Annotated in this window: 18 protein-coding genes; 8 read left to right on the top strand and 10 right to left on the bottom strand. The window is 62.5% G+C overall.

Features of this window, described 5'->3' with window-relative positions:
• Positions 1-4 precede the first annotated feature (4 nt).
• Genes ABQM86_RS13685 through ABQM86_RS13675 form a run of 3 tightly spaced genes read right to left on the bottom strand, consistent with a single transcriptional unit; the run spans position 5 to position 3015 of the window.
• The gene (locus ABQM86_RS13685; RefSeq protein ID WP_369744678.1) at positions 5-1120 is read right to left on the bottom strand and encodes a ribosome small subunit-dependent GTPase A; all 1116 of its coding nucleotides are present in this window, start codon (positions 1118-1120) and stop codon (positions 5-7) included.
• 2 nt (positions 1121-1122) lie between these two features.
• Positions 1123-2493 (bottom strand): 3-phosphoshikimate 1-carboxyvinyltransferase, encoded by a 1371-nt coding sequence (gene aroA / locus ABQM86_RS13680; RefSeq protein WP_369744676.1) that lies wholly within the window; start codon positions 2491-2493, stop codon positions 1123-1125.
• A gap of 6 nt (positions 2494-2499) precedes the next feature.
• Complete coding sequence (locus ABQM86_RS13675) at positions 2500-3015, bottom strand: DoxX family membrane protein (protein WP_207593935.1); 516 nt, start codon at positions 3013-3015, stop codon at positions 2500-2502.
• A gap of 181 nt (positions 3016-3196) precedes the next feature.
• On the opposite strand from ABQM86_RS13675, the gene ABQM86_RS13670 reads away from it, so the two are divergent.
• Entirely contained in the window at positions 3197-3991 is a 795-nt protein-coding gene (locus ABQM86_RS13670; protein WP_089597498.1) for a sigma-70 family RNA polymerase sigma factor, read from the top strand.
• Positions 3988-4248: a mycothiol system anti-sigma-R factor gene (rsrA, locus tag ABQM86_RS13665; RefSeq protein ID WP_159707456.1), complete on the top strand. Its 261-nt coding sequence runs from the start codon at positions 3988-3990 to the stop codon at positions 4246-4248. The genes ABQM86_RS13670 and rsrA overlap by 4 nt, the downstream gene beginning before the upstream one ends.
• An 87-nt stretch (positions 4249-4335) precedes the next feature.
• On the opposite strand, the gene ABQM86_RS13660 is transcribed toward rsrA, so the two are convergent.
• The 5 genes from ABQM86_RS13660 to ABQM86_RS13640 form a co-directional block, all read right to left on the bottom strand.
• Entirely contained in the window at positions 4336-4410 is a 75-nt protein-coding gene (locus tag ABQM86_RS13660) for a 50S ribosomal protein bL37 (RefSeq protein WP_369299106.1), read from the bottom strand.
• A 113-nt stretch (positions 4411-4523) separates the two neighbouring features.
• Entirely contained in the window at positions 4524-5138 is a 615-nt protein-coding gene (locus ABQM86_RS13655; RefSeq protein ID WP_369744675.1) for a PadR family transcriptional regulator, read from the bottom strand.
• Complete coding sequence (locus tag ABQM86_RS13650; protein WP_369744673.1) at positions 5138-5986, bottom strand: DUF4097 domain-containing protein; 849 nt, start codon at positions 5984-5986, stop codon at positions 5138-5140. The genes ABQM86_RS13655 and ABQM86_RS13650 overlap by 1 nt, the downstream gene beginning before the upstream one ends.
• A gap of 84 nt (positions 5987-6070) precedes the next feature.
• Positions 6071-6670: a GDSL-type esterase/lipase family protein gene (locus tag ABQM86_RS13645; RefSeq protein ID WP_207593932.1), complete on the bottom strand. Its 600-nt coding sequence runs from the start codon at positions 6668-6670 to the stop codon at positions 6071-6073.
• 139 nt (positions 6671-6809) lie between these two features.
• Positions 6810-10607 carry a multifunctional oxoglutarate decarboxylase/oxoglutarate dehydrogenase thiamine pyrophosphate-binding subunit/dihydrolipoyllysine-residue succinyltransferase subunit gene (locus ABQM86_RS13640; protein WP_207593931.1) on the bottom strand — a complete coding sequence of 1266 codons (3798 nt, stop codon included), beginning with the start codon at positions 10605-10607 and terminating at the stop codon, positions 6810-6812.
• Between the two features lie 489 nt (positions 10608-11096).
• Between ABQM86_RS13640 and ABQM86_RS13635 the strand changes: the two genes are divergently transcribed.
• The 5 genes from ABQM86_RS13635 (at position 11097) to ABQM86_RS13615 (ending at position 16485) form a co-directional block, all read left to right on the top strand.
• Positions 11097-12449, top strand: a complete 1353-nt coding sequence (locus ABQM86_RS13635; protein ID WP_207593930.1) for a hemolysin family protein — start codon at positions 11097-11099, stop codon at positions 12447-12449.
• A complete protein-coding gene (locus ABQM86_RS13630; RefSeq protein WP_089595567.1) occupies positions 12446-13516 on the top strand; it encodes a hemolysin family protein in 1071 nt (356 codons plus the stop codon). Before ABQM86_RS13635 ends, ABQM86_RS13630 begins: the two co-directional genes overlap by 4 nt.
• A gap of 106 nt (positions 13517-13622) precedes the next feature.
• Entirely contained in the window at positions 13623-14624 is a 1002-nt protein-coding gene (locus ABQM86_RS13625; RefSeq protein ID WP_369744672.1) for a metal ABC transporter solute-binding protein, Zn/Mn family, read from the top strand.
• Between the two features lie 136 nt (positions 14625-14760).
• Complete coding sequence (locus ABQM86_RS13620) at positions 14761-15594, top strand: metal ABC transporter ATP-binding protein (protein ID WP_207593928.1); 834 nt, start codon at positions 14761-14763, stop codon at positions 15592-15594.
• Complete coding sequence (locus ABQM86_RS13615) at positions 15595-16485, top strand: metal ABC transporter permease (protein ID WP_089595564.1); 891 nt, start codon at positions 15595-15597, stop codon at positions 16483-16485.
• On the opposite strand, the gene ABQM86_RS13610 is transcribed toward ABQM86_RS13615, so the two are convergent.
• The gene (locus ABQM86_RS13610; RefSeq protein WP_207593926.1) at positions 16482-16949 is read right to left on the bottom strand and encodes a Fur family transcriptional regulator; all 468 of its coding nucleotides are present in this window, start codon (positions 16947-16949) and stop codon (positions 16482-16484) included. The two genes, ABQM86_RS13615 and ABQM86_RS13610, sit on opposite strands and share 4 nt — an antisense overlap.
• A 94-nt stretch (positions 16950-17043) precedes the next feature.
• On the opposite strand from ABQM86_RS13610, the gene ABQM86_RS13605 reads away from it, so the two are divergent.
• A complete protein-coding gene (locus ABQM86_RS13605) occupies positions 17044-17697 on the top strand; it encodes an MBL fold metallo-hydrolase (protein ID WP_369744670.1) in 654 nt (217 codons plus the stop codon).
• Here ABQM86_RS13605 and ABQM86_RS13600 read toward each other — a convergent pair.
• Entirely contained in the window at positions 17694-18776 is a 1083-nt protein-coding gene (locus tag ABQM86_RS13600; RefSeq protein WP_337339720.1) for a PLP-dependent cysteine synthase family protein, read from the bottom strand. The two genes, ABQM86_RS13605 and ABQM86_RS13600, sit on opposite strands and share 4 nt — an antisense overlap.
• Positions 18777-18779: the final 3 nt, after the last annotated feature.

Genomic DNA, 18779 nt, shown 5'->3' with positions numbered 1-18779 from the left:
ACGATCAGTTGACGGTGCCCAGTTCCTTGGTCTCTTTTGCTTCCATCCGGGGGTCGGCACCGAGCAACCGGCGCAACGAGGCCAACCGTGCTGCTCCTGAAGGTCCTGCATGGCCGTTGTTCACCCACGGATCCAGGCCGCAGTTGATGGCCGTGGCGTCGTGCTTGCATCCCCGCTCACAGGCTTCGGTTCCTGGTTCAAGATCCGGGAAGGAATGCAGAATCCGGTCAGGGTCCACATGGGCCAGGCCAAAGGACCGGATGCCCGGGGTATCGATGATCCAACTGCCGGCCGGGGCGTCGGCGAGTTTCAGGGCCAAAGCGGAGGAGGACGTATGCCGGCCACGGCCTGTCACGGCGTTAACGCCGCCGGTGGCCCTCTCCGCCCCTGTCAGCGCATTGACCATGGTGGACTTGCCCACGCCCGAGTGGCCGAGCATCACGGTGACCTTGCCGCCGAGGTGGGAGCGCAACTGGGCTACGGCGTCGCGGTCCAACCGTGCGGACAGGCCGTCATCGGAGCGGGCGTCGATGCCGCCTGCTTCGGAGTCCGCCGTGCGGCTGATGATGACGGGGAAGTCCAGGCTGAGGTAGTTGGCAAGCAATTCTGCCGGATCCTTGACGTCCGCCTTGGTGATGAGCAGCAACGGCTCAATGCCGGCGTCGTAGGCTGCCACCAAGGCGCGGTCGATGAATCCGGTGCGCGGTTCAGGGTTGGCGGCTGCAACAACAATGACCAACTGGTGGGCGTTGGCCACCACTACGCGTTCGATGGGGTCGGTGTCGTCCGCGCTGCGTCGCAGGAGGGTTCGTCGTTCTTCCACCCGGACCAGCCGCGCCAGCGTGTCCGGCGAACCGGAGACGTCCCCCACTAAAGCGACGAAGTCCCCGGGTACTACCGGGTTACGCCGCAGTTCGCGGGCGCGCGCAGCGATGACGACGCGTGCGTTCGCGGAATCCTCGTCCACAATCGCCCTGTACCGTCCGCGGTCAACGGTGATGATCCGCCCGATAACGGCGTCGTCATGGCTGGGCCTGTCCTTGGTCCGTGGCCTGGACCCTTTTTTGTTGGGTCGGATCCGGACGTCGGATTCGTCCCAGGAGCGTGCATCGCGGCCCATGGTCAGTTTTGTGCCCCATCCGTGCTGGAGATGGTCCCCACCATTCGGGCCCAGATTTCCGGGAACTCCGGCATGGTCTTGGACGTGGTGGCGATGTCTTCCACTTGGACGCCTTCCACGGCGAGGCCCAGGATGGCGCCGGCAGTGGCCATGCGGTGGTCGGCATAGCTGTGGACCACTCCGGCGTGCAGAGCCGCGGGGCGGATGATGAGGCCATCGGCGGTCTCTTCGGCGTCACCGCCCAGGGAGTTGATTTCAGCAACGAGTGCCGCAAGCCGGTCCGTTTCATGGCCACGGAGATGGGCAATCCCCGTCAACCGCGAGGGGCCGGCAGCCAGAGCGCACAAGGCGGCAACGGTGGGCGCGAGTTCGCTGGTTTCGTCGAAGTCGGCGCCCTTGATGACCGGTCCGCCGGTCACGGAGAGGGTTCCGTCCTCCATAGTGACGCTGGCTCCCATGGTGGCCAGGATGGTCCGCCACATATCGCCAACCTGGGTGGTGCCTTCCGGCCAATTGGTGACCCGTACTGTGCCCTGTGTTGCCAAGGCTGCGGCCAGGAAGGGGCCGGCGTTGGAAAGGTCCTGCTCGATCCTCTGGTCAAAGGCGTGGATGGGCCCGGGGGAGACCCGCCAGTGGTTGGGTACGGAGTCATCCACGGTGACGCCCACGCTGCGGAGGACCTCCACGGTCATGGTGATGTGGTCCAGGCTGGGTACAGGCTTGCCGACGTGCTCCAAGTGGAGGCCATCGGTAAAACGGGCGCCGACCAACAGCAGGGCGGACACAAACTGCGATGACGCGCTGGCATCGATCACTAAGTGGCCGCCCCGGACTTCGCCGGTGCCGTCCACCATGAAGGGAAGGGCCGACGGCGTCCTGCCGCCTTCGGCTGCCACGGAAACGCCGAGGGCGGTCAACGCCTCGATGATGGTGCCCATCGGCCTGTTGCGGGCGTGGGGGTCGCCGTCGAAGACGGTAGTTCCCTTGCGCAGGGCCGCCAGCGGAGGTACGAACCGCATGACCGTGCCGGCGAGGCCGCAGTCAATGGCTGTCCCGGCGCTTGGGGCGGCGGGATCCATCGGGGTGATCTCAAGGTCAGGGCCGTAGTCGCCGTCGCCGGGAACCTCCGTGACCGTGGCCCCCAACTGCCGCAAAGCCTGGATCATGAGTGCGGAATCACGGGAATGCAGCGGAGCCCGCAGCCGTGAGGGACCATCCGCCAAAGCCGCCAACACCAGGAACCGGTTGGTCAACGACTTTGAACCAGGTACCGTCACCGTGGCATCCACGGGCCCTTTGGCGTAGGGCGCCGGCCAGAGAGGCAGCGCAGCGGCTTTGCTTGGTCCGGTATTTGCGGCGGTGGTCCCCGTCATGCTTCCTTATGCTCCAACTGCGTTGTCTACGGCCTTGCGTACTGCTTTGTCTGCCCGCTTGATCTGCTTGCCCGTCACCTTTTTGGCGTCGGCAGCCAAGTGCTCCGCGCGCCAGGCAATGCTGGGGCGTCCCTCGGTATCAACCGAGGCAAGAAGGACCCCGCCTGTCAGGGAAATATTCTTCAGCAACTGGGCCTTGCGTGCGCTCCGCCCTTCCTTGGTGCTGATATCCGCTGATCGCCATTCGACGTAGGAGTTCAACGCCGATGTGACAGCCAGCACCGTTGCGGCAAAACGGGTGAGCTTCCCAAGCCCGAGCAATGCGCCGGCCCCCAACTGGGCGCCTCCAAGGACGCGCGCGAGGGTCTTCTCATCGGCTTTGAAGGGCAGCGATTCCGAGGCCCGTCGAAGGACGGGCGAGAGCTGCTTGGCGGTATCGTCTGCGTTCCTGAGCTTGTCAAGGCCTGCGACGACGAAGCTGGACGCGAGCATGGGCCGCGCGAGAAAACGGATAACAGACATGTCTTGCCTCCTGGATGGCTTGCCACACTATGTCAATGGGTCTTGTGTTCAAGGGGTGCAGTCTGCTCTAGTCTTGCACCTTTGCGGAATATTTACCCACCGGCGGCCGTTGTGAACTAGTGGTGCGGTGGAGACCGGACTGCGGCACGGTGTTGCCGCCTTGGTGAACGGAGTTGATTTTTTGACTTTGGTTAAGGACCGTGTGGTTCTACCGGAGCGCGGGTACGGCACACAGCCGGATTCCCCGCAGCTGACAGTAGACTTGGCAACGATGAGCACCACGGAACCGGCCGCAGCGGCCATGTACCAGGCGGCCGGCGCGGAAGACGCAGTGGCCGCACCCGACGTCGATGTCGCTTCGGAGACTCCCGAGCAGCGGCGTGCGCGTTTCGAGCGCGACGCCATGCAGTATGTGGACCAGTTGTATTCGGCAGCCATGAGGATGGCACGAAACCCTTCGGATGCGGAGGATCTGGTTCAGGAGGCCTATACCAAGGCATTTTCGGCTTTCCACCAGTACAAGCCAGGGACCAACCTCAAAGCGTGGCTGTACCGCATCCTGACCAACACCTATATCAACCTCTACCGGAAGCGGCAGCGTGAGCCGCTGCAGTCCAACTCGGACACGATCGAGGACTGGCAGTTGGCCAAGGCTGAGTCGCATACTTCTGCGGGGTTGAGGTCCGCGGAAACTGAGGCGCTGGACCACTTGCCGGACTCCGACGTCAAGAACGCATTGCAATCCATCCCGGAGGAATTCCGGCTGGCTGTCTACTTCGCGGACGTCGAGGGCTACGCGTACAAGCAGATATCTGAAATTATGAACACTCCCATCGGCACGGTCATGTCACGGTTGCACCGCGGCAGGAAGATGCTGCGGGACATGCTGGCGGACTACGCCACCGAACGGGGCTTCAGGGCCCACACCGAAGACCAGGCCGCGGCCGGAAGCAACAATCAGGAGAAAGAGAAATGAGCGACTGCCAGGGATTGGGCGATTGCGACGATACGCGAATGCAGCGGATCTACGAATACCTCGACGGCGCGTTGACCCGCGAGGACCTCACTGAGATCAAGCAGCACCTGGACACCTGTGAGGAGTGCTCCGAGCAGTATGACCTCGAGTGCCTCATCCGTACCATGGTCAAACGGTCGTGCACCGAGTCAGCCCCGGAGAACCTTAAGAACTCGATTCTGGACAGGATTCACTCCATCAAGCCGGTAGAAGCCTGATCCCAGCGGACGCAAACGCCAAGGGCCCCGGAAACCGCATGGTTTCCGGGGCCCTCGCTCTTAAGCCTGTGACACTAAGCCGCTGGCTTAGGTGTTGGGACGCTTGCCGTGGTTCGCGCCGCCGCGCTTACGGTCACGACGCTTACGTGCACGCTTGCTCATAGCTGGCCTCCTTCAATGATTGATACTCAATAGAGCTGCCCTCCAGTTTCGCACATCCGGGTGCCGGGTCGCGAACCGGGAACGTTGTTGCGCCGGCAGAAGCCAACTCCACGTCAATTGCGCAGCGAGTTCCTGATCGAGATGCGCGCCTGGTCCAGTACCGTACGCACTGTTTCCAGTGCCAAAGGCGTCAGCGGTTGTGAGGCACCGTGCAGGCGCAGCTCCACCCGGATATCGTCCCTGAACGACTGGACCATGAGCTCGGCTTCCTTCACCAGGCGCTGGCCCTCAGGGGTGTAGCCGCCGGGCCGGCTCCGGAAAGGTGGTGAGGTTGCGGTGGTGCGGGCCGCTTCAGCAGTGGCCGCAAGGTCCGCCCGCAGGCCCCGCATATTGGTCCGGATATCTTCGCGCAAGTTGTCGGCGAGCCGCCTGACGGAGGCGGAAATGGTGTTTTCGACGTCGGCCAACTCGTCCCTGCGGCCATCAAGTTCGGCGAGGCCCGCGTCGGTGATGAAGTATTTGGTGCGGCGGCCCTCGGTCTCGGTGGCTACCAAGCCCTCTTCCTCCAGCTTGCCCAGGCGCGGATAGATGGTCCCTGCGCTGGGGGAGTACGTCCCGCCAAACCGGTCGCCCAAGGCCTTGATCAATTCATAGCCGTGCTTGGGGCCTGCTTCGAGCAACGCCAACAGGTACAGGCGCAGGGCTCCGTGTGCAAAGACGGGAGGCATCAGAGGCCCGCTTCCCCGGGGATCGGGTGGTTGTTGTCCTGTGCCGGTGCTGACCCGTGCATGATGTAGGTCTTGCCGGAGACCGTGTTGGTGCGCACCAGCATGAGCTTTTCGTCCGGGCCTACAATCGTGTGCACGTTGCTGCCGGGTTGGGCATACATCTGGTCGTCGATCACTACGGTTCCGCTGGCTGACTTGGCCACAATGTCCAGGCCGACGTCGTGGGGAAGCCTGATGGTCAGGTCGCCGGAGACGGAGTTCGCCCCGAGGTCGTTGGTATAGTCCTGGAGATCGAAGCTGAGGTCACCGCTGACAGTGCTGGCCCGGACGTTCTTGAACTTGCCCGAAGCGGTCACTTCGCCTGAGACGCTCTTGGCGGTCAGAACGCCGTCGTGGTTCCTGACGATGACCTCGCCGCTGACGGTGTTCACGTGCAACTCGCCCCTGGTTCCATCTGCCATAACGGAGCCTGAGACGGTGTTCAGGCGTGTCCGGCCGCTGATCCCGGATACCAGGCCGTCGCCGCTGACCGTTCCCGCCTCGACATCCACACCGGGCGGAAGGGCGATGCCGACAACCACTGAGTTGGTACTGGTGTTGTTGACGGTGCCCATCAGGTTGCGAAACCACCCTTGCGGCCCTTGCAGTTGGTGGCGGACTTCCAAACGGCCGTCCACGAGCGTTACCGTGAGGGGGTCGCCGGTGATTTCGCTGATTTCAATGCGGACAGAAGGCTGGTCGTGGGTCATAACGTCAAAGCGGCCCTTGACGATTCCCAGTTTCAGAGAGCGGACATCTTCCACATCAATGGTTTGAGGGCCGGTGACGGTCCATAGTTCCTCAGACATAATCCCTCCAAATTGCGATATATCGCGTTTGATAAAATCACGATATATCGCGAATAGCCTGGAGGCAATGGTCTGCTGTCGTGGCTACTCCGGTTGAGCGATGTTAAGCCATTGGAACCAGCCGCGGTGCAGGACGAGCCACGCAATCAATCCGTAGCCGGCCTGGCCCGGTGTTCCCCCATTGGCTGCAAGGTCCGTCCTCCACTGCTCATGATTGAGCAAGGGAGAGAACGTGTCAACGTAGTGGTGGTTGCGCCGCGTGGTGACATCGGCGAAAGCTGTGTTGAGTTCCGCGAGCCGTTTGTTTCGTGCCGGGTCCAGCGTAGGCGGGGGTCCCACCACGAAGACCTCCACGCTGCTGTGCGAGGCTCCGTCGAGGATGTTGGCCAGGTTCAATCGACTGCGCGCCGTGGACAGGCCGAACTCGAGGTCGCGGCCCGAAAGTCCGATCACCAGGCGGTTCTCGTGGGTGTCGCTGAAGCGCCTTCCGGCTTCATCCTGCCACCGGGCGGCCAAGCCCTCAGTGCCTTCCATGGGGCAGGGGAGCGGGAAACTCTCCACTACGACGGCGTCCTGGGGCGTTCGGGCCAGCACTCGTCCGAGCCAGCCCAAGGCGCGGGGATCCCCCAGGCCCGCGAGCAGTTCATCTCCTACAGCTGCGATACGCAGCTTCCTGTCTTCCACGGTTACCTCTTCACACTCGTTACGGTCCTTGCACGGTTTGCCGGATCATCGGCCGGTTCCGGAACCGGATACCTGTTCCATTAAACAGAACTGCCCGGCCTGAGGGGCGCATTCACTCCTCAGACCGGGCAGTTTCGCTCTACTTGCGTTCGAACGCCTGCTTGATCAGGGCATCCTGCTCAGCGGCGTGGCGCTTCATGGAACCGGCAGCCGTGGAGGCAGAGGCCGGACGCGAGACCAAGCGGAGCTTGCGGTCCAGGTCCGGTGCCAGGTTCAGGCCCATGAACGGCCACGGACCCTGGTTGGCAGGTTCGTCCTGTGCCCAAACGATGTCGGCGTTCGGGTACTTGGCCAATTCTGCATCAATCTCAGCCTTGGGCAGCGGGTAAAGCTGCTCAACGCGGATGATGGCAGTGGAGGTATCGCCGGACTTCTGCCGGTTGGACAGGAGGTCGTAGTACAACCTGCCCGAGACCAGGATGACGCGGTCCACGTTGGCCGGCTGAACCTCGGGATCGGCAATGACCGGCCGGAAGCCACCCGTGGTGAAGTCTTCGACGGCGGATGCGGCGCCCTTGAGGCGGAGCAGCTGCTTCGGCGTGAAGATGATCAACGGCTTGCGCGGACGGCTGTAGGCCTGGCGACGCAACAGGTGGAAGTGCGAGGCAGCGGTGGTGGGGTTGGCCACGATCATGTTGTCCTCGGCGCACATCTGCAGGAAACGCTCAATGCGTGCAGAGGAGTGGTCCGGACCCTGGCCTTCATATCCATGCGGAAGCATGAGCACCAGCGATGAGCGCTGGCCCCACTTCTGTTCAGCCGAGGAAATGAACTCGTCAATGATGGTCTGGGCGCCGTTGACGAAGTCACCGAACTGCGCTTCCCACAGGACCAGGGCATCAGGGCGCTCCACCGAGTAGCCGTATTCGAAGCCCATGGCTGCGTATTCGGACAGCAGGGAGTCGTAGATCCACAGCTTGGCCTGGTCATCGGAAAGGTTGCCCAGCGGCAGCCACTCGTTGCCGTTGGCGCGGTCGTGGAAGACGGCGTGACGCTGCACGAACGTACCGCGGCGGGAGTCCTGTCCGGCCAGCCGGACCGGCACGCCCTCCATGATCAGCGAGCCAAAGGCCGCAATCTCGCCGAAGCCCCAGTCGATGCCGCCTTCACGGGACATCTGCTCACGCTTCTCCAGCAGCTGCTTCAGCTTGGAGTGGACCGTGAAGCCATCCGGAATTTCCAGGTGGGCCTTGCCGATGCGGGCAAGGGTTTCAGCGGAAATGGCGGTGGACGCCGGGGAGTTGGTCCCGAAGTCGGCCTGCTGGGCGATGGGACGCTCGATGTCCGAGACAGCTGCGGAATCCGCCGTGATGATCGGAATCGGCGAGGTCTGCGCTGCGTGTGTCTCAGCGAAGACACGCTCCAGGCGCTCCTGGTAGTCGCGGAGCAACTGCTCTGCTTCTTCCTCGGTGATATCACCACGGCCGATGAGCGACTCGGTGTACAGCTTGCGGACGGAGCGCTTGGCTTCGATCAGGTTGTACATGAGCGGCTGCGTCATCGAGGGGTCGTCGCCCTCGTTGTGGCCGCGACGGCGGTAGCAGACCATGTCGATGACAACGTCCTTGTGGAAACGCTGACGGAACTCGTAGGCCAGTTGGGCAACACGCACCACGGCCTCGGGGTCGTCGCCGTTCACGTGGAAGACCGGTGCCTGGATCATCTTGGCAACGTCCGTGGAGTACGTGGACGAGCGCGATGACGACGGCGCCGTGGTGAAGCCAACCTGGTTGTTGACGATCACGTGGATGGTGCCGCCGGTGCGGTAACCACGCAGCTGCGAGAGGTTGAGGGTTTCAGCCACAACACCCTGGCCGGCGAATGCGGCGTCACCGTGGACCATGATGGGCAGGACGGGGAACGACTCGCCCTGATCCAGCCTGTCCTGCTTGGCGCGGACAATGCCTTCGAGGACGGAGTCCACAGCTTCGAGGTGGGACGGGTTGGCGGCGAGGTAGACCTTGGTCTGCTTGCCGTTGTCCGAGGTGAAGGTGCCTTCCGTACCGAGGTGGTACTTGACGTCACCGGAGCCCTGCACGGAGCGGGGGTCCTGGGTGCCTTCGAATTCGCGGAAGACCTGTGCGTAGGTCTTGCCGGCGATGTTGGTCAGCACGTTGAGGCGGCCGCGGTGGGCCATGCCGATGGCAACCTCGTCCAGGCCGTCGTCGGCAGCGTCCGAGATCACGGCGTCGAGCAACGGAATCAGCGACTCGCCACCCTCCAGGGAGAAGCGCTTCTGACCAACGAACTTGGTCTGCAGGAACGTTTCGAAAGCTTCTGCTGCGTTGAGCTTGGAAACGATGCGCAGCTGCTCTTCACGGCTCGGCTTGGAGTAGGGGTGCTCCAGCTGGTCCTGGAACCACTTGCGTTCTGCAGGTTCCTGGATGTGCATGTACTCGATGCCCGTGGTGCGGCAGTAGGCGTCACGCAGGACCCCGAGGATGTCGCGGAACTTGAGCTGCGGCTTGCCGCCGAACCCGCCGGTAGGCCATTCGCGGTCCAGGTCCCACAGCGTGAGGCCGTAGGTGAGGACGTCAAGGTCCGGGTGCTTGCGCTGGACGTACTCCAGGGGATCGGTGTCCGCCATCAGGTGACCGCGGACGCGGTAGGAGTGGATCAGCTGCTGGATGCGGGCAACCTTGTTGATCTCGTCGGCAGGATCCACCTGGAGGTCCGGGCTCCAGCGGACGGGTTCGTAGGGAATACGCAGGGCTTCAAAGATCTCGTCATAGAAGTTCTGCGCACCGAGCAGGAGCTGGTGGACAAGCTTGAGGAACTCGCCGCTGCCGGCGCCCTGGATGACACGGTGGTCATAGGTGGACGTCAGCGTGAGGATCTTGCTGATGGCGTTCTGGGCGATGATCTTCTCGCTGGCGCCCTGGAACTCCGCGGGGTAGTCAAGGGCACCGACGCCGATGATGGCGGCCTGGCCCTTGGAGAGGCGTGGCACGGAGTGCACGGTGCCGATGCCACCGGGGTTGGTCAAGGAGACCGTGGTGCCGGCGTGGTCGTCTGCCGTCAGCTTGCCGTTACGGGCGCGCTTGATCAGGTCCTCATAGGTGTGCCAGAACTCAGCGAAGTCCATGGTCTCGGCCTTCTTGATGTTGGGAACCATCAGGAGGCGGGTGCCATCGGGCTTGGGCATGTCAATGGCGATGCCGAAGTTGACGTGTGCGGGCTGCACAGCACTGGGCTTGCCGTCGATTTCGTCGTAGTAGACGTTCATCGACGGGAACTGGGACAACGCCCGGACAACGGCGTAGCCGATGAGATGCGTAAAGGAGACCTTGCCACCGCGGGCACGGGCAAGGTTGGAGTTGATGACCACCCGGTTGTCAATGAGCAGCTTGGCGGGAACTGCGCGGACACTCGTGGCGGTAGGTACTTCAAGGCTTGTCACCATGTTGGTGGCGATGGCCTTGGCCGGACCCCGGAGGACGGAAACGACATCTTCCTCAGGTGCCGTAGGCGCCTTGGTGCTCTTGGGCAGCTGGGCAGGAATGGGCTGTGCCGTGGTTCCGGCTGCGGGCTTCTTTGCTCCGTCCCGGGCAACGGTGGCCGGTGCTTTTTTCGCCGGGGCGGGTGCCGCCGGTGCAGCCGGTTCCGCGGCAGCGGCAGGAGCGGCCGGCGCCGGTGCCGGAGCCGCTGCAGCCGGGGCTACCACGGGAAGTACTTGGGTGGGTGGATTGGCAGCTGAAGGAGCTGCGGAGTTTCCGTTGGAAGAAGTGCCGTCAGCAGAAGCAAAGGATTCAAAGAGCGGCCACCACTTGGTGTCGACCGAATTCTTGTCCTGTTGGTACCGCTCGTACAGTTCGTCAACGAGCCACTCGTTTCCGCCAAATTCCTCTGGTAGACGGTGGCTGGGCTGCTCTGGCACTTGAAATACGCCTCTTCCATGAGTGTTGTTTTCCCGCTGGCCAAAGTTGCTTTTCCGCAACGATGGGACAGGGTCCGGGTCCCGCGAACTCAGACCCCTGACAGTCTAGTTAGGATCGTTGGTTAACTGCCAATAGTGGTGACCTAAATCATGTTGCGGCTGACTTAGTAGGGTGACACTCCTTTTTTGTCGCGGAGCCAGGCCTGCTGTTGGAGGTGCCCGGCGGCTGGACTGTAGACTGAAAGTCTTATGGACAGTAAATCTAGGTGCCGGCCTGGGAACTGTCGGGGGAGCCAATCTGGCAACTCCGCACAGCGTGCCCGTCGAGCCGGCAATACCCGTTCAGATGCCCATCACGCGCCGGCGCCCACAGCCGGTGGTTCTCCGGACCATGCGTCCGTGGGACCCGACCAGCCTCCGCCGGGGCGAATCCCCCCGCTGAAGGCGCCCTCCCCACTGCACGCGCCCACTCATGGAGTGATGCGCTAAGTGGAATGGATTCTTCTCCTCGCCGGCTTTGCCTTGATCCTGGGTACCGGCTTCTTTGTAGCAGTTGAGTTTTCCCTGGTTGCGTTGGACCAAGCCAGCGTTCAGCGTGCGGTTGATAACGGCGATCATGGTGCTGCGCCGCTGCTGAAGTGCCTCAAATCGCTGTCCACGCAGCTTTCCAGTTGCCAGCTCGGGATCACCCTGACCACGCTGCTGACCGGCTTCGTCATGGAACCTTCCTTGGGGCAACTTCTTGGGGGTCCGCTTGCGTCCCTGGGGCTTGGTCCGGAGGCAGCACATTCAGTGGCCTTGATCCTGGCGATGGCTGTCGCCACCCTCTTGTCGATGCTGATCGGCGAACTGGTTCCCAAGAACATGGCCATCGCCCTTGCGTTCCCTTTGGGTAAGCGCCTTGCCCGCCCGCAGCTGATGTTCACGGCCGTTTTCAAGCCGGCCATCGTGGTTCTTAACGGGTTCTCGAACAAGGTGCTGAATCTGTTCGGCCTTGAGGCCAAGGAAGAGATCTCCGGGGCAAGGACCCCCGCAGAGCTGGCCTCCTTGGTGAGGCGCTCCGCTGAGCTGGGGACTTTGGACGCCGGGACCGCCAACTTTGTTGCCCGCACCCTGAACTTCTCCGGGCGTACGGCGGCAGATGTCATGACACCGCGCATCCGCATGGAAACCATCGACGCCGACCAGCCTGTGTCCGACATCCTCGACGCCGCACGGCGCACCGGATATTCACGTTTCCCTGTTATTGGTGATTCCACGGACGATATCCGCGGCGTGGTGCACGTCAAGAAAGCCGTGGCTGTCCCGGCAGAGCGCCGGGCCAAGCTTGAGGCCGGTGCGATCATGACCGATGTCCTGCAGGTTCCCGAAACCATCCACCTGGATGCACTGCTGTCCGAATTGCGCGAGGGTAACCTGCAGTTGGCCGTCGTACTGGACGAGTACGGCGGAACCGCAGGAATCACCACCCTGGAAGACCTGGTGGAAGAGATCGTCGGTGAGGTCGCTGACGAGCACGATAAGGTCCGCCCCGGAGTGCTGCAGAGCGCGTCCGGCGACTGGTACTTCCCGGGGCTCTTGCGGCCGGATGAGGTTTCCGAGCAGATACCCAACCTCACAGTGCCCGACGAGTCCGCGTATGAGACTGTGGGCGGCTATGTCATGAGCCAGCTTGGTCGTATTGCCAGGACGGGAGACGTCGTGGACACGGGCGGCGGGACGCTCACGGTGACCAGGATGGATGGCCGAAGGATAGACCGGATCTGTTTCCATCATGTTGAGTCGGATGAGTCCACTCCGGAGAGCGCAGAGAATCCGCGTCATGAAGCGGGGGCCGTATGAGCGACTGGGTAGGAATTGTCTGGCTCGTTGTTCTCCTGATCGGCAACGCCTTCTTCGTCGGTGCCGAGTTTGCCGTCATGTCTGCACGCCGCAGCCAGATCGAGCCCTTGGCCGAAGCCGGATCAAAGCGCGCGCAGACAACACTGCGCGCCATGGAAAACGTGTCGTTGATGCTTGCCTGTGCACAACTGGGCATCACCGTCTGTTCCCTGTTGATCCTTCAGGTTGCCGAACCGGCCATCCACCACTTGTTGGCCGAGCCCCTTGAGCTGGTGGGCGTTCCGGTTGAACTGGCGGACATCATCGCCTTTGCGATCGCCTTGCTGTTCGTCACGTTCCTGCATGTCACTTTCGGCGAGATGGTTCCGAAGAACATCTCGGTTTCCGTAGCCGACAAGGCGGCACTGTTGTTGGCCCCGCCGTTGATGTTCATTGCACGCCTGGTGAACCCCATCATCTGGACCCTGAACTGGCTGGCCAACCACATCCTGCGGCTGATGAAGATTGAGCCTAAGGACGAGGTGTCCTCCTCGTTCACCCTGGAGGAAGTGCAGTCGATCGTCCAGGAGTCCACACGCCATGGTTTGGTGGACGACGAAACTGGCTTGTTGAGCGGCGCACTGGAGTTCTCGGAACATACGGCTTCGCACATCATGGTTCCCTTGGACAAATTGGTGGTGCTTAAGACTGCCTCTACTCCGGTGGACCTGGAAAAGGCGGTCAGCCGCACGGGATTCTCCCGTTTCCCCATGGTGGACGACGACGGCGAACTCGCCGGATACCTGCACGTGAAGGACATCCTGTCCATCCCGGACGAGGGCCGGCGGCATCCCATCGCCGAGGGGCGCATCCGTTCTTTTGCAAACCTTGCGCCGGACGACGAAATCGAGCAGGCCATGTCCGTCATGCAGCGGACGGGATCGCACCTGGCCCGTGTCATCGGCGCCGACGGAGAGACCCAGGGTGTCCTCTTCCTGGAGGACGTCATTGAACAGTTGGTTGGTGAGATCCGCGACGCCACCCAGGCGACCGGTATCCGCCGCTATGGAGATCAACAGGTCAAGTAGCACCACGGAAAAGGCCGGCGCCGATCGCACCCCGATCGGCGCCGGCCGGCTCTAAATAGGAATCATTCCCATTTAGAGTTACACTTGAATCTGCCAGTAATTGTGTTTGATTCTCATTTTGAGTAGATCCGAGGTTCTCGTGCGTCGTTCCGCCGCCCGCCTGTCCATGGCCGCTTCCGCAGCCCTTGCCGCCCTGTTTCTCTCTTCCTGCGCGGGGACAGCAGGGGCAAGCGATTCATCGTCGCCAGGTGCCATTGAAGTAGTCACCTCGACGAATGTCTACGGGGATGTTGTGAAGGCCATTGGCGGGGACAAAGTCAACGTGAACGCCATCATCACCAAGACCAGCCAGGACCCGCACTCCTATGAGGCAAGTGCCCAGGACAAGCTGGTCATCTCCAAGGCCAAGCTCGTGGTGGAGAACGGCGGAGGCTATGACGAGTTCCTCCACAAAATTGCTGATGAGACCAAAGTCGGCCATGAAAACATGATCAGCGCCGTGGAAATCTCCGGGCTCGCCCCGGAAGAAGAAGCCCACAGCGGGGAATCCCACAGCGAAGAAGGCCACACCCACAACCACGGCGAGTTCAATGAGCACGTCTGGTACAGCTTGGACACCATGGGCAAGCTCGCCGATGCAGTTGCTGCCAAGCTCGGCAGCCTGGATGCGGGATCGGCCGCGACCTTCACAGCCAATGCCGAAGCCTTCAAAACCAAACTCGCCGACCTCACCGGAAAACTCGACGCCGTCAAGGCCGCAAACGACCATGCGCCGGTAGCTGTCACCGAGCCCGTGCCCCTGTACCTCCTTGAAGCTGCCGGCCTGGAAAACAAGACTCCGGAGGCTTACAGCGCTGCCATTGAAGAGGAAACAGATGTCCCGGCCGCGGTATTGAAGGAAACCACGGACCTGGTCTCTGCCAAATCCGTGCGGTTCCTGGCGTACAACGAGCAGACCGAAGGACCGCAGACTGAATCCGTCAAGCGGGCCGCGGAAGCTGCGGGCGTGCCAGTGGTGAACTTCACCGAGACGCTGCCTGATGGCAAGGATTACCTCCAGTGGATGTCCGACAACGTGGAATCGGTCTCCTCCGCACTCAAGAAGTAGCATTTCCCGACACCCGCTATGCGGTGAAGGGCCCTGCCAACGTCCTAAGATATTCAGGATGGCTGCGGGGCCTTTTGCCTGCCACCAGCACGGCCGCGAATACCAGCGGCACCACTGACTGCGTTCCCAGCGACGCATGGATCGAGGACAACTTTTGACACCGGTAGTGAGCCTCCGCGGAGCGAGCCTTCAGTTCGGCAAGAGGGCGCTCTGGCGGGATCTCGACCTCGACATCAATCCCGGCGAGTTCTTCGCTGTGCTGGGTCCCAACGGCAGCGGCAAGACCAGCTTCCTGAAGGTACTCCTTGGGCTGCAGGAACTGCATTCAGGGACTGTCTCCCTGGGCGGCCATCCGGTGGAACGAGGCAGCAAGCGGATCGGCTACATCCCGCAGCAAAAGTCGTTTGCTCCAGACACACCCTTGCGCGCACGGGACCTGGTGGGCTTGGGAATCGACGGGCACAGGTGGGGCATGCGGTTCTCGGCCGGTAAGGTCAACCCGAGGATAGATGAATTACTCGAGCTGGTGGGGGCTTCCGACTATGCGAAGGTGCCCGTGGGGCAACTCTCCGGGGGTGAGCAGCAACGGCTCAGGGTGGCACAAGCACTGGCCACGGAGCCGCAGGTGCTGCTGTGCGACGAGCCGCTCCTTTCCCTGGATCTGCACCACCAGCAGGGCGTCAGCTCGCTGATCAACAAGCAATGCCACGAGCGGAACAGTGCAGTGGTTTTCGTGACCCACGAGATCAACCCGGTGATCGACTATGTTGACCGGGTCCTCTACCTTGCCGGCGGCCAGTTCCGTGTGGGAACGCCCCAGGAAGTCATGACCACGGAAGTCCTTTCGGAGCTGTACAACAGCCATGTGGAGGTCATCCACGCCAACGGAAGGATCGTCGTCGTCGGTCTCCCTGACGCAACCACGCACTTCCATGACGATGCCCATGCAACCGCCGGGGAGGAGTTCTAGATGGACCTCGACACGATTCTGCAGACCATTTTCAACTTCGAGAACTACGGCGAGTTGCTGGTCCTCGTCCAGAACTCCATTTGGGCTGGAGCCGTACTGGGTCTGCTGGGCGGGTTGGTGGGCACGTTCGTGATGAAGCGGGACCTGGCTTTCGCTGTCCACGGTATTTCGGAACTGTCCTTCGCCGGAGCTGCGTTTGCCTTGCTGATCGGTGCGGACATCATCTTTGGCTCCTTGGTCGGCTCAGTGGCGGCCGCTGTGCTGCTGGGCTTCATGGGCGTCCGGGCGCGGGACAAGAACTCGATCATCGGTGTCATCATGCCGTTCGGCCTGGGGCTGGGCATCCTTTTCCTGGCCCTTTATGAGGGCCGCGCGGCCAACAAGTTCGGACTGCTCACCGGTCAGATTGTTTCCGTGGACACCGTGCAGCTGCAGGTTCTTGCAGGAACTGCAGTGGTGGTGATGATCGCCTTGGCGGCAATCTGGCGGCCGCTGAGCTTTGCCAGCGTAGACCCTGAAATGGCGGAAGCCAGGGGGGTTCCGGTTCGCGGCCTGGCCATTGGCTTCATGGTGCTGCTGGGTGTCAGTGTGGCGCTGTCCATCCAGATCGTTGGCGCCCTGCTGGTCCTCGCGTTGCTGATTACGCCGGCAGCAGCTGCGCTTCGGGTGACCACCTCACCCAGGTTGGTGGTAGTGCTGAGCGTGGTTTTCGCGATGACGGCTACCGTTGGCGGAATCCTGCTGGCACTCGGCAGCCGGATTCCCATCAGCCCGTACGTCACCACGCTGTCGTTCCTGATCTACGTGGTGTGCAGGGTGATCGGACGGGTCAGGGCCAACAGGGGCCTCAACGGACGGGTGTCGCGGGACCAGCCGGCAGGCGCCCTCTAGAGAGTCCCGGCTGCCTTCTTGGCAGTGCACTCAGGGCACAGGCCGAAGATTTCCACGGTGTGGGCCACTTCAGTAAAGCCATGTTCCGCAGCCGTCCGTGCTGCCCAGGTCTCGACGGCGGGTGCCTCCACTTCAACTGCCTTGCCGCAGTTGCGGCACAGCAGGTGGTGGTGGTGGCCGGTGACGTTGCAGCGTCGGTAAACCGCTTCGCCTTCACCGTTGCGGAGGACATCAATGAGTCCGTCGTCGGCCAACGACTGAAGGATGCGGTATGCGGTGGCCAGGGACACTGAAATGCCCTTGTTTTGCAGCAGGCGGTACAGCTCCTGGGTGCTGACGAAGTCATCCAATTCGTCCAGTGCGGCGCTGACGGCCAAGCGCTGCTTGGTAACGCGCTGCTCCTTGACGCCGCTGGTGGCCGGCGCCGAGGGGCCGGTCGTGGCGGAATTGGTGCCGTGTGGCATTGAAGGACTCACTTCCCTGGGGATGCTGGCAAACCCCAATTTTACCAGCAGGGCAGGCTTGGAAACTCTCAGCCGGTGGTCCTAGGCTTTGGTCATGTTGCTCACCAAATACACCCACGCCTGTGTCCGGTTGGAGAAGGACGGGAACGTTCTAGTCATCGATCCCGGGACCTTCTCCGAGTCCGGGGAAGCGTTGACCGGCGCCCACGCCGTCCTTATTACGCACGAGCACAATGACCATTTTGACCGGCCCGCCCTGGTGTCCGCGCTCCGGAGCAACGCAGGGCTTGAGGTCCATGCTCCAGCCGGGGTTGCCGCAGCCCTGCGTGAGGAATCCGACGTCGCAGTCCGCGTCCACACGGCTGAGCCGGACTCCGGTTTCGACGCCGCAGGGTTCAGCGTGCGCACGTTCGGCGGCCAGCATGCAGTGATCCACGCCCAGATCCCGGTGGTGGCCAACATAGGGTACCTGATCGATGACAACGTGTTTCACCCTGGGGACTCTTTCGTGGTCCCGGACGGAATTGACGTCAAGACCCTCCTGGTGCCCATCCATGCTCCATGGTCCAAGGTGGGGGAGGTTGTCGATTTTGTCATCTCGGTCCGTGCTCCCCGGGCGTTCCCGGTGCACGACGCCCTGCTTAACGAACTGGGGCGGGGCATTGTTGAAGGCCACGTGACCCGTATCGGTGCCCGCTACGGGACCAGCTACCGGCGTCTTGCCCCACGCGACTCTGTAGAGGTCTAGCCGGTCCACACCCCTGTGCGGTGGAACCGCTCCAGTACTGCCTCGTGCGGTGCGGGGTCCAGTCCCTTCGCCGCAAGCCATCCGGCGTCGTAGTAGCTGCCCGCGTAGCGGTCCCCGCCGTCACACATCAGCGACACGATGCTGCCCCGTCTGCCTTCGGCGACCATCCCGGCCACCAACTGCCACACGCCCCACAGGTTGGTCCCCGTGGAGGGACCGGCATGCAGGCCCGTGAGTTTCCGGAGGTGGCGCATGGCTGCCACCGAGGCGGCGTCCGGCACTTGGATCATGTGGTCGATAACCGCGGGCACGAAACTCGGCTCGGATCGTGGCCGGCCAATGCCTTCGATCCTGGATGGCTGGCCCGTTGCCGTGGCGGCGTCTCCGTCGCGCCATGCGGGGTAGAAGGCCGAGTTTTCCGGGTCCACCACGGCGAGGCGGGTGGAGTAGCGGTTGTACCGAAGATAGCGGCCTATGGTGGCGCTGGTACCGCCGGTGCCCGCTCCCACGACGATCCACTCCGGGACGGGGTGTTCCTCAAGCGCGAGTTGGTCGAAAATCGACTCGGCGATGTTGTTGTTGCCGCGCCAGTCCGTGGCGCGTTCTGCGTGCGTGAATTGGTCCATGTAGTAGCCGCCGGAGGTTTTCGCGGTCTCTTCGGCCACCGCGTACACCTCGGAGGCGTGGTCCACCAGCAGGCACGCACCGCCGAATTCCTCGATGAGGGCGATCTTTTCCGGGCTGGTGGTTTTGGTCATCACGGCGATGAACGGCAGTCCGATGAGCCGGGCAAAATAGGCCTCGGAGACTGCCGTGCTGCCGCTCGAGGCCTCAACAATGGTGGTGCCCTCGGTGATCCAGCCGTTGACCAATCCGTAGAGGAACAAGGACCGGGCAAGGCGGTGCTTGAGGCTGCCGGAGCGGTGCGTCGATTCGTCCTTCAGGTACAGCTGGACGCCCCAATGGTCCGGGAGGGGGACTGCATAAAGGTGCGTATCCGCTGATCGGTTGTTCTCGGCCTCGATTTTGCGGATGGCCTCGCTGGCCCATGCCCTGTCCTGAATGCACGAATTGCTCACCGG

The sequence above is a fragment of the Paenarthrobacter sp. AMU7 genome (genome assembly GCF_041200195.1).
GTDB lineage: Bacteria > Actinomycetota > Actinomycetes > Actinomycetales > Micrococcaceae > Arthrobacter.
This window is presented reverse-complemented; position numbering and strand designations above follow the sequence as displayed.

Excerpts from the sequence above, each read along its gene's own strand:
- ABQM86_RS13685 (WP_369744678.1), bottom strand. The coding sequence starts at position 1,120 with ATGGGCCGCGATGCACGCTCCTGGGACGAATCCGACGTCCGGATCCGA.
- aroA (WP_369744676.1), bottom strand. The coding sequence starts at position 2,493 with ATGACGGGGACCACCGCCGCAAATACCGGACCAAGCAAAGCCGCTGCG.
- ABQM86_RS13675 (WP_207593935.1), bottom strand. The coding sequence starts at position 3,015 with ATGTCTGTTATCCGTTTTCTCGCGCGGCCCATGCTCGCGTCCAGCTTC.
- rsrA (WP_159707456.1), top strand. The coding sequence starts at position 3,988 with ATGAGCGACTGCCAGGGATTGGGCGATTGCGACGATACGCGAATGCAG.
- ABQM86_RS13655 (WP_369744675.1), bottom strand. The coding sequence starts at position 5,138 with ATGCCTCCCGTCTTTGCACACGGAGCCCTGCGCCTGTACCTGTTGGCG.
- ABQM86_RS13650 (WP_369744673.1), bottom strand. The coding sequence starts at position 5,986 with ATGTCTGAGGAACTATGGACCGTCACCGGCCCTCAAACCATTGATGTG.
- ABQM86_RS13630 (WP_089595567.1), top strand. The coding sequence starts at position 12,446 with ATGAGCGACTGGGTAGGAATTGTCTGGCTCGTTGTTCTCCTGATCGGC.
- ABQM86_RS13620 (WP_207593928.1), top strand. The coding sequence starts at position 14,761 with ATGGATCGAGGACAACTTTTGACACCGGTAGTGAGCCTCCGCGGAGCG.
- ABQM86_RS13615 (WP_089595564.1), top strand. The coding sequence starts at position 15,595 with ATGGACCTCGACACGATTCTGCAGACCATTTTCAACTTCGAGAACTAC.
- ABQM86_RS13610 (WP_207593926.1), bottom strand. The coding sequence starts at position 16,949 with ATGCCACACGGCACCAATTCCGCCACGACCGGCCCCTCGGCGCCGGCC.
- ABQM86_RS13605 (WP_369744670.1), top strand. The coding sequence starts at position 17,044 with ATGTTGCTCACCAAATACACCCACGCCTGTGTCCGGTTGGAGAAGGAC.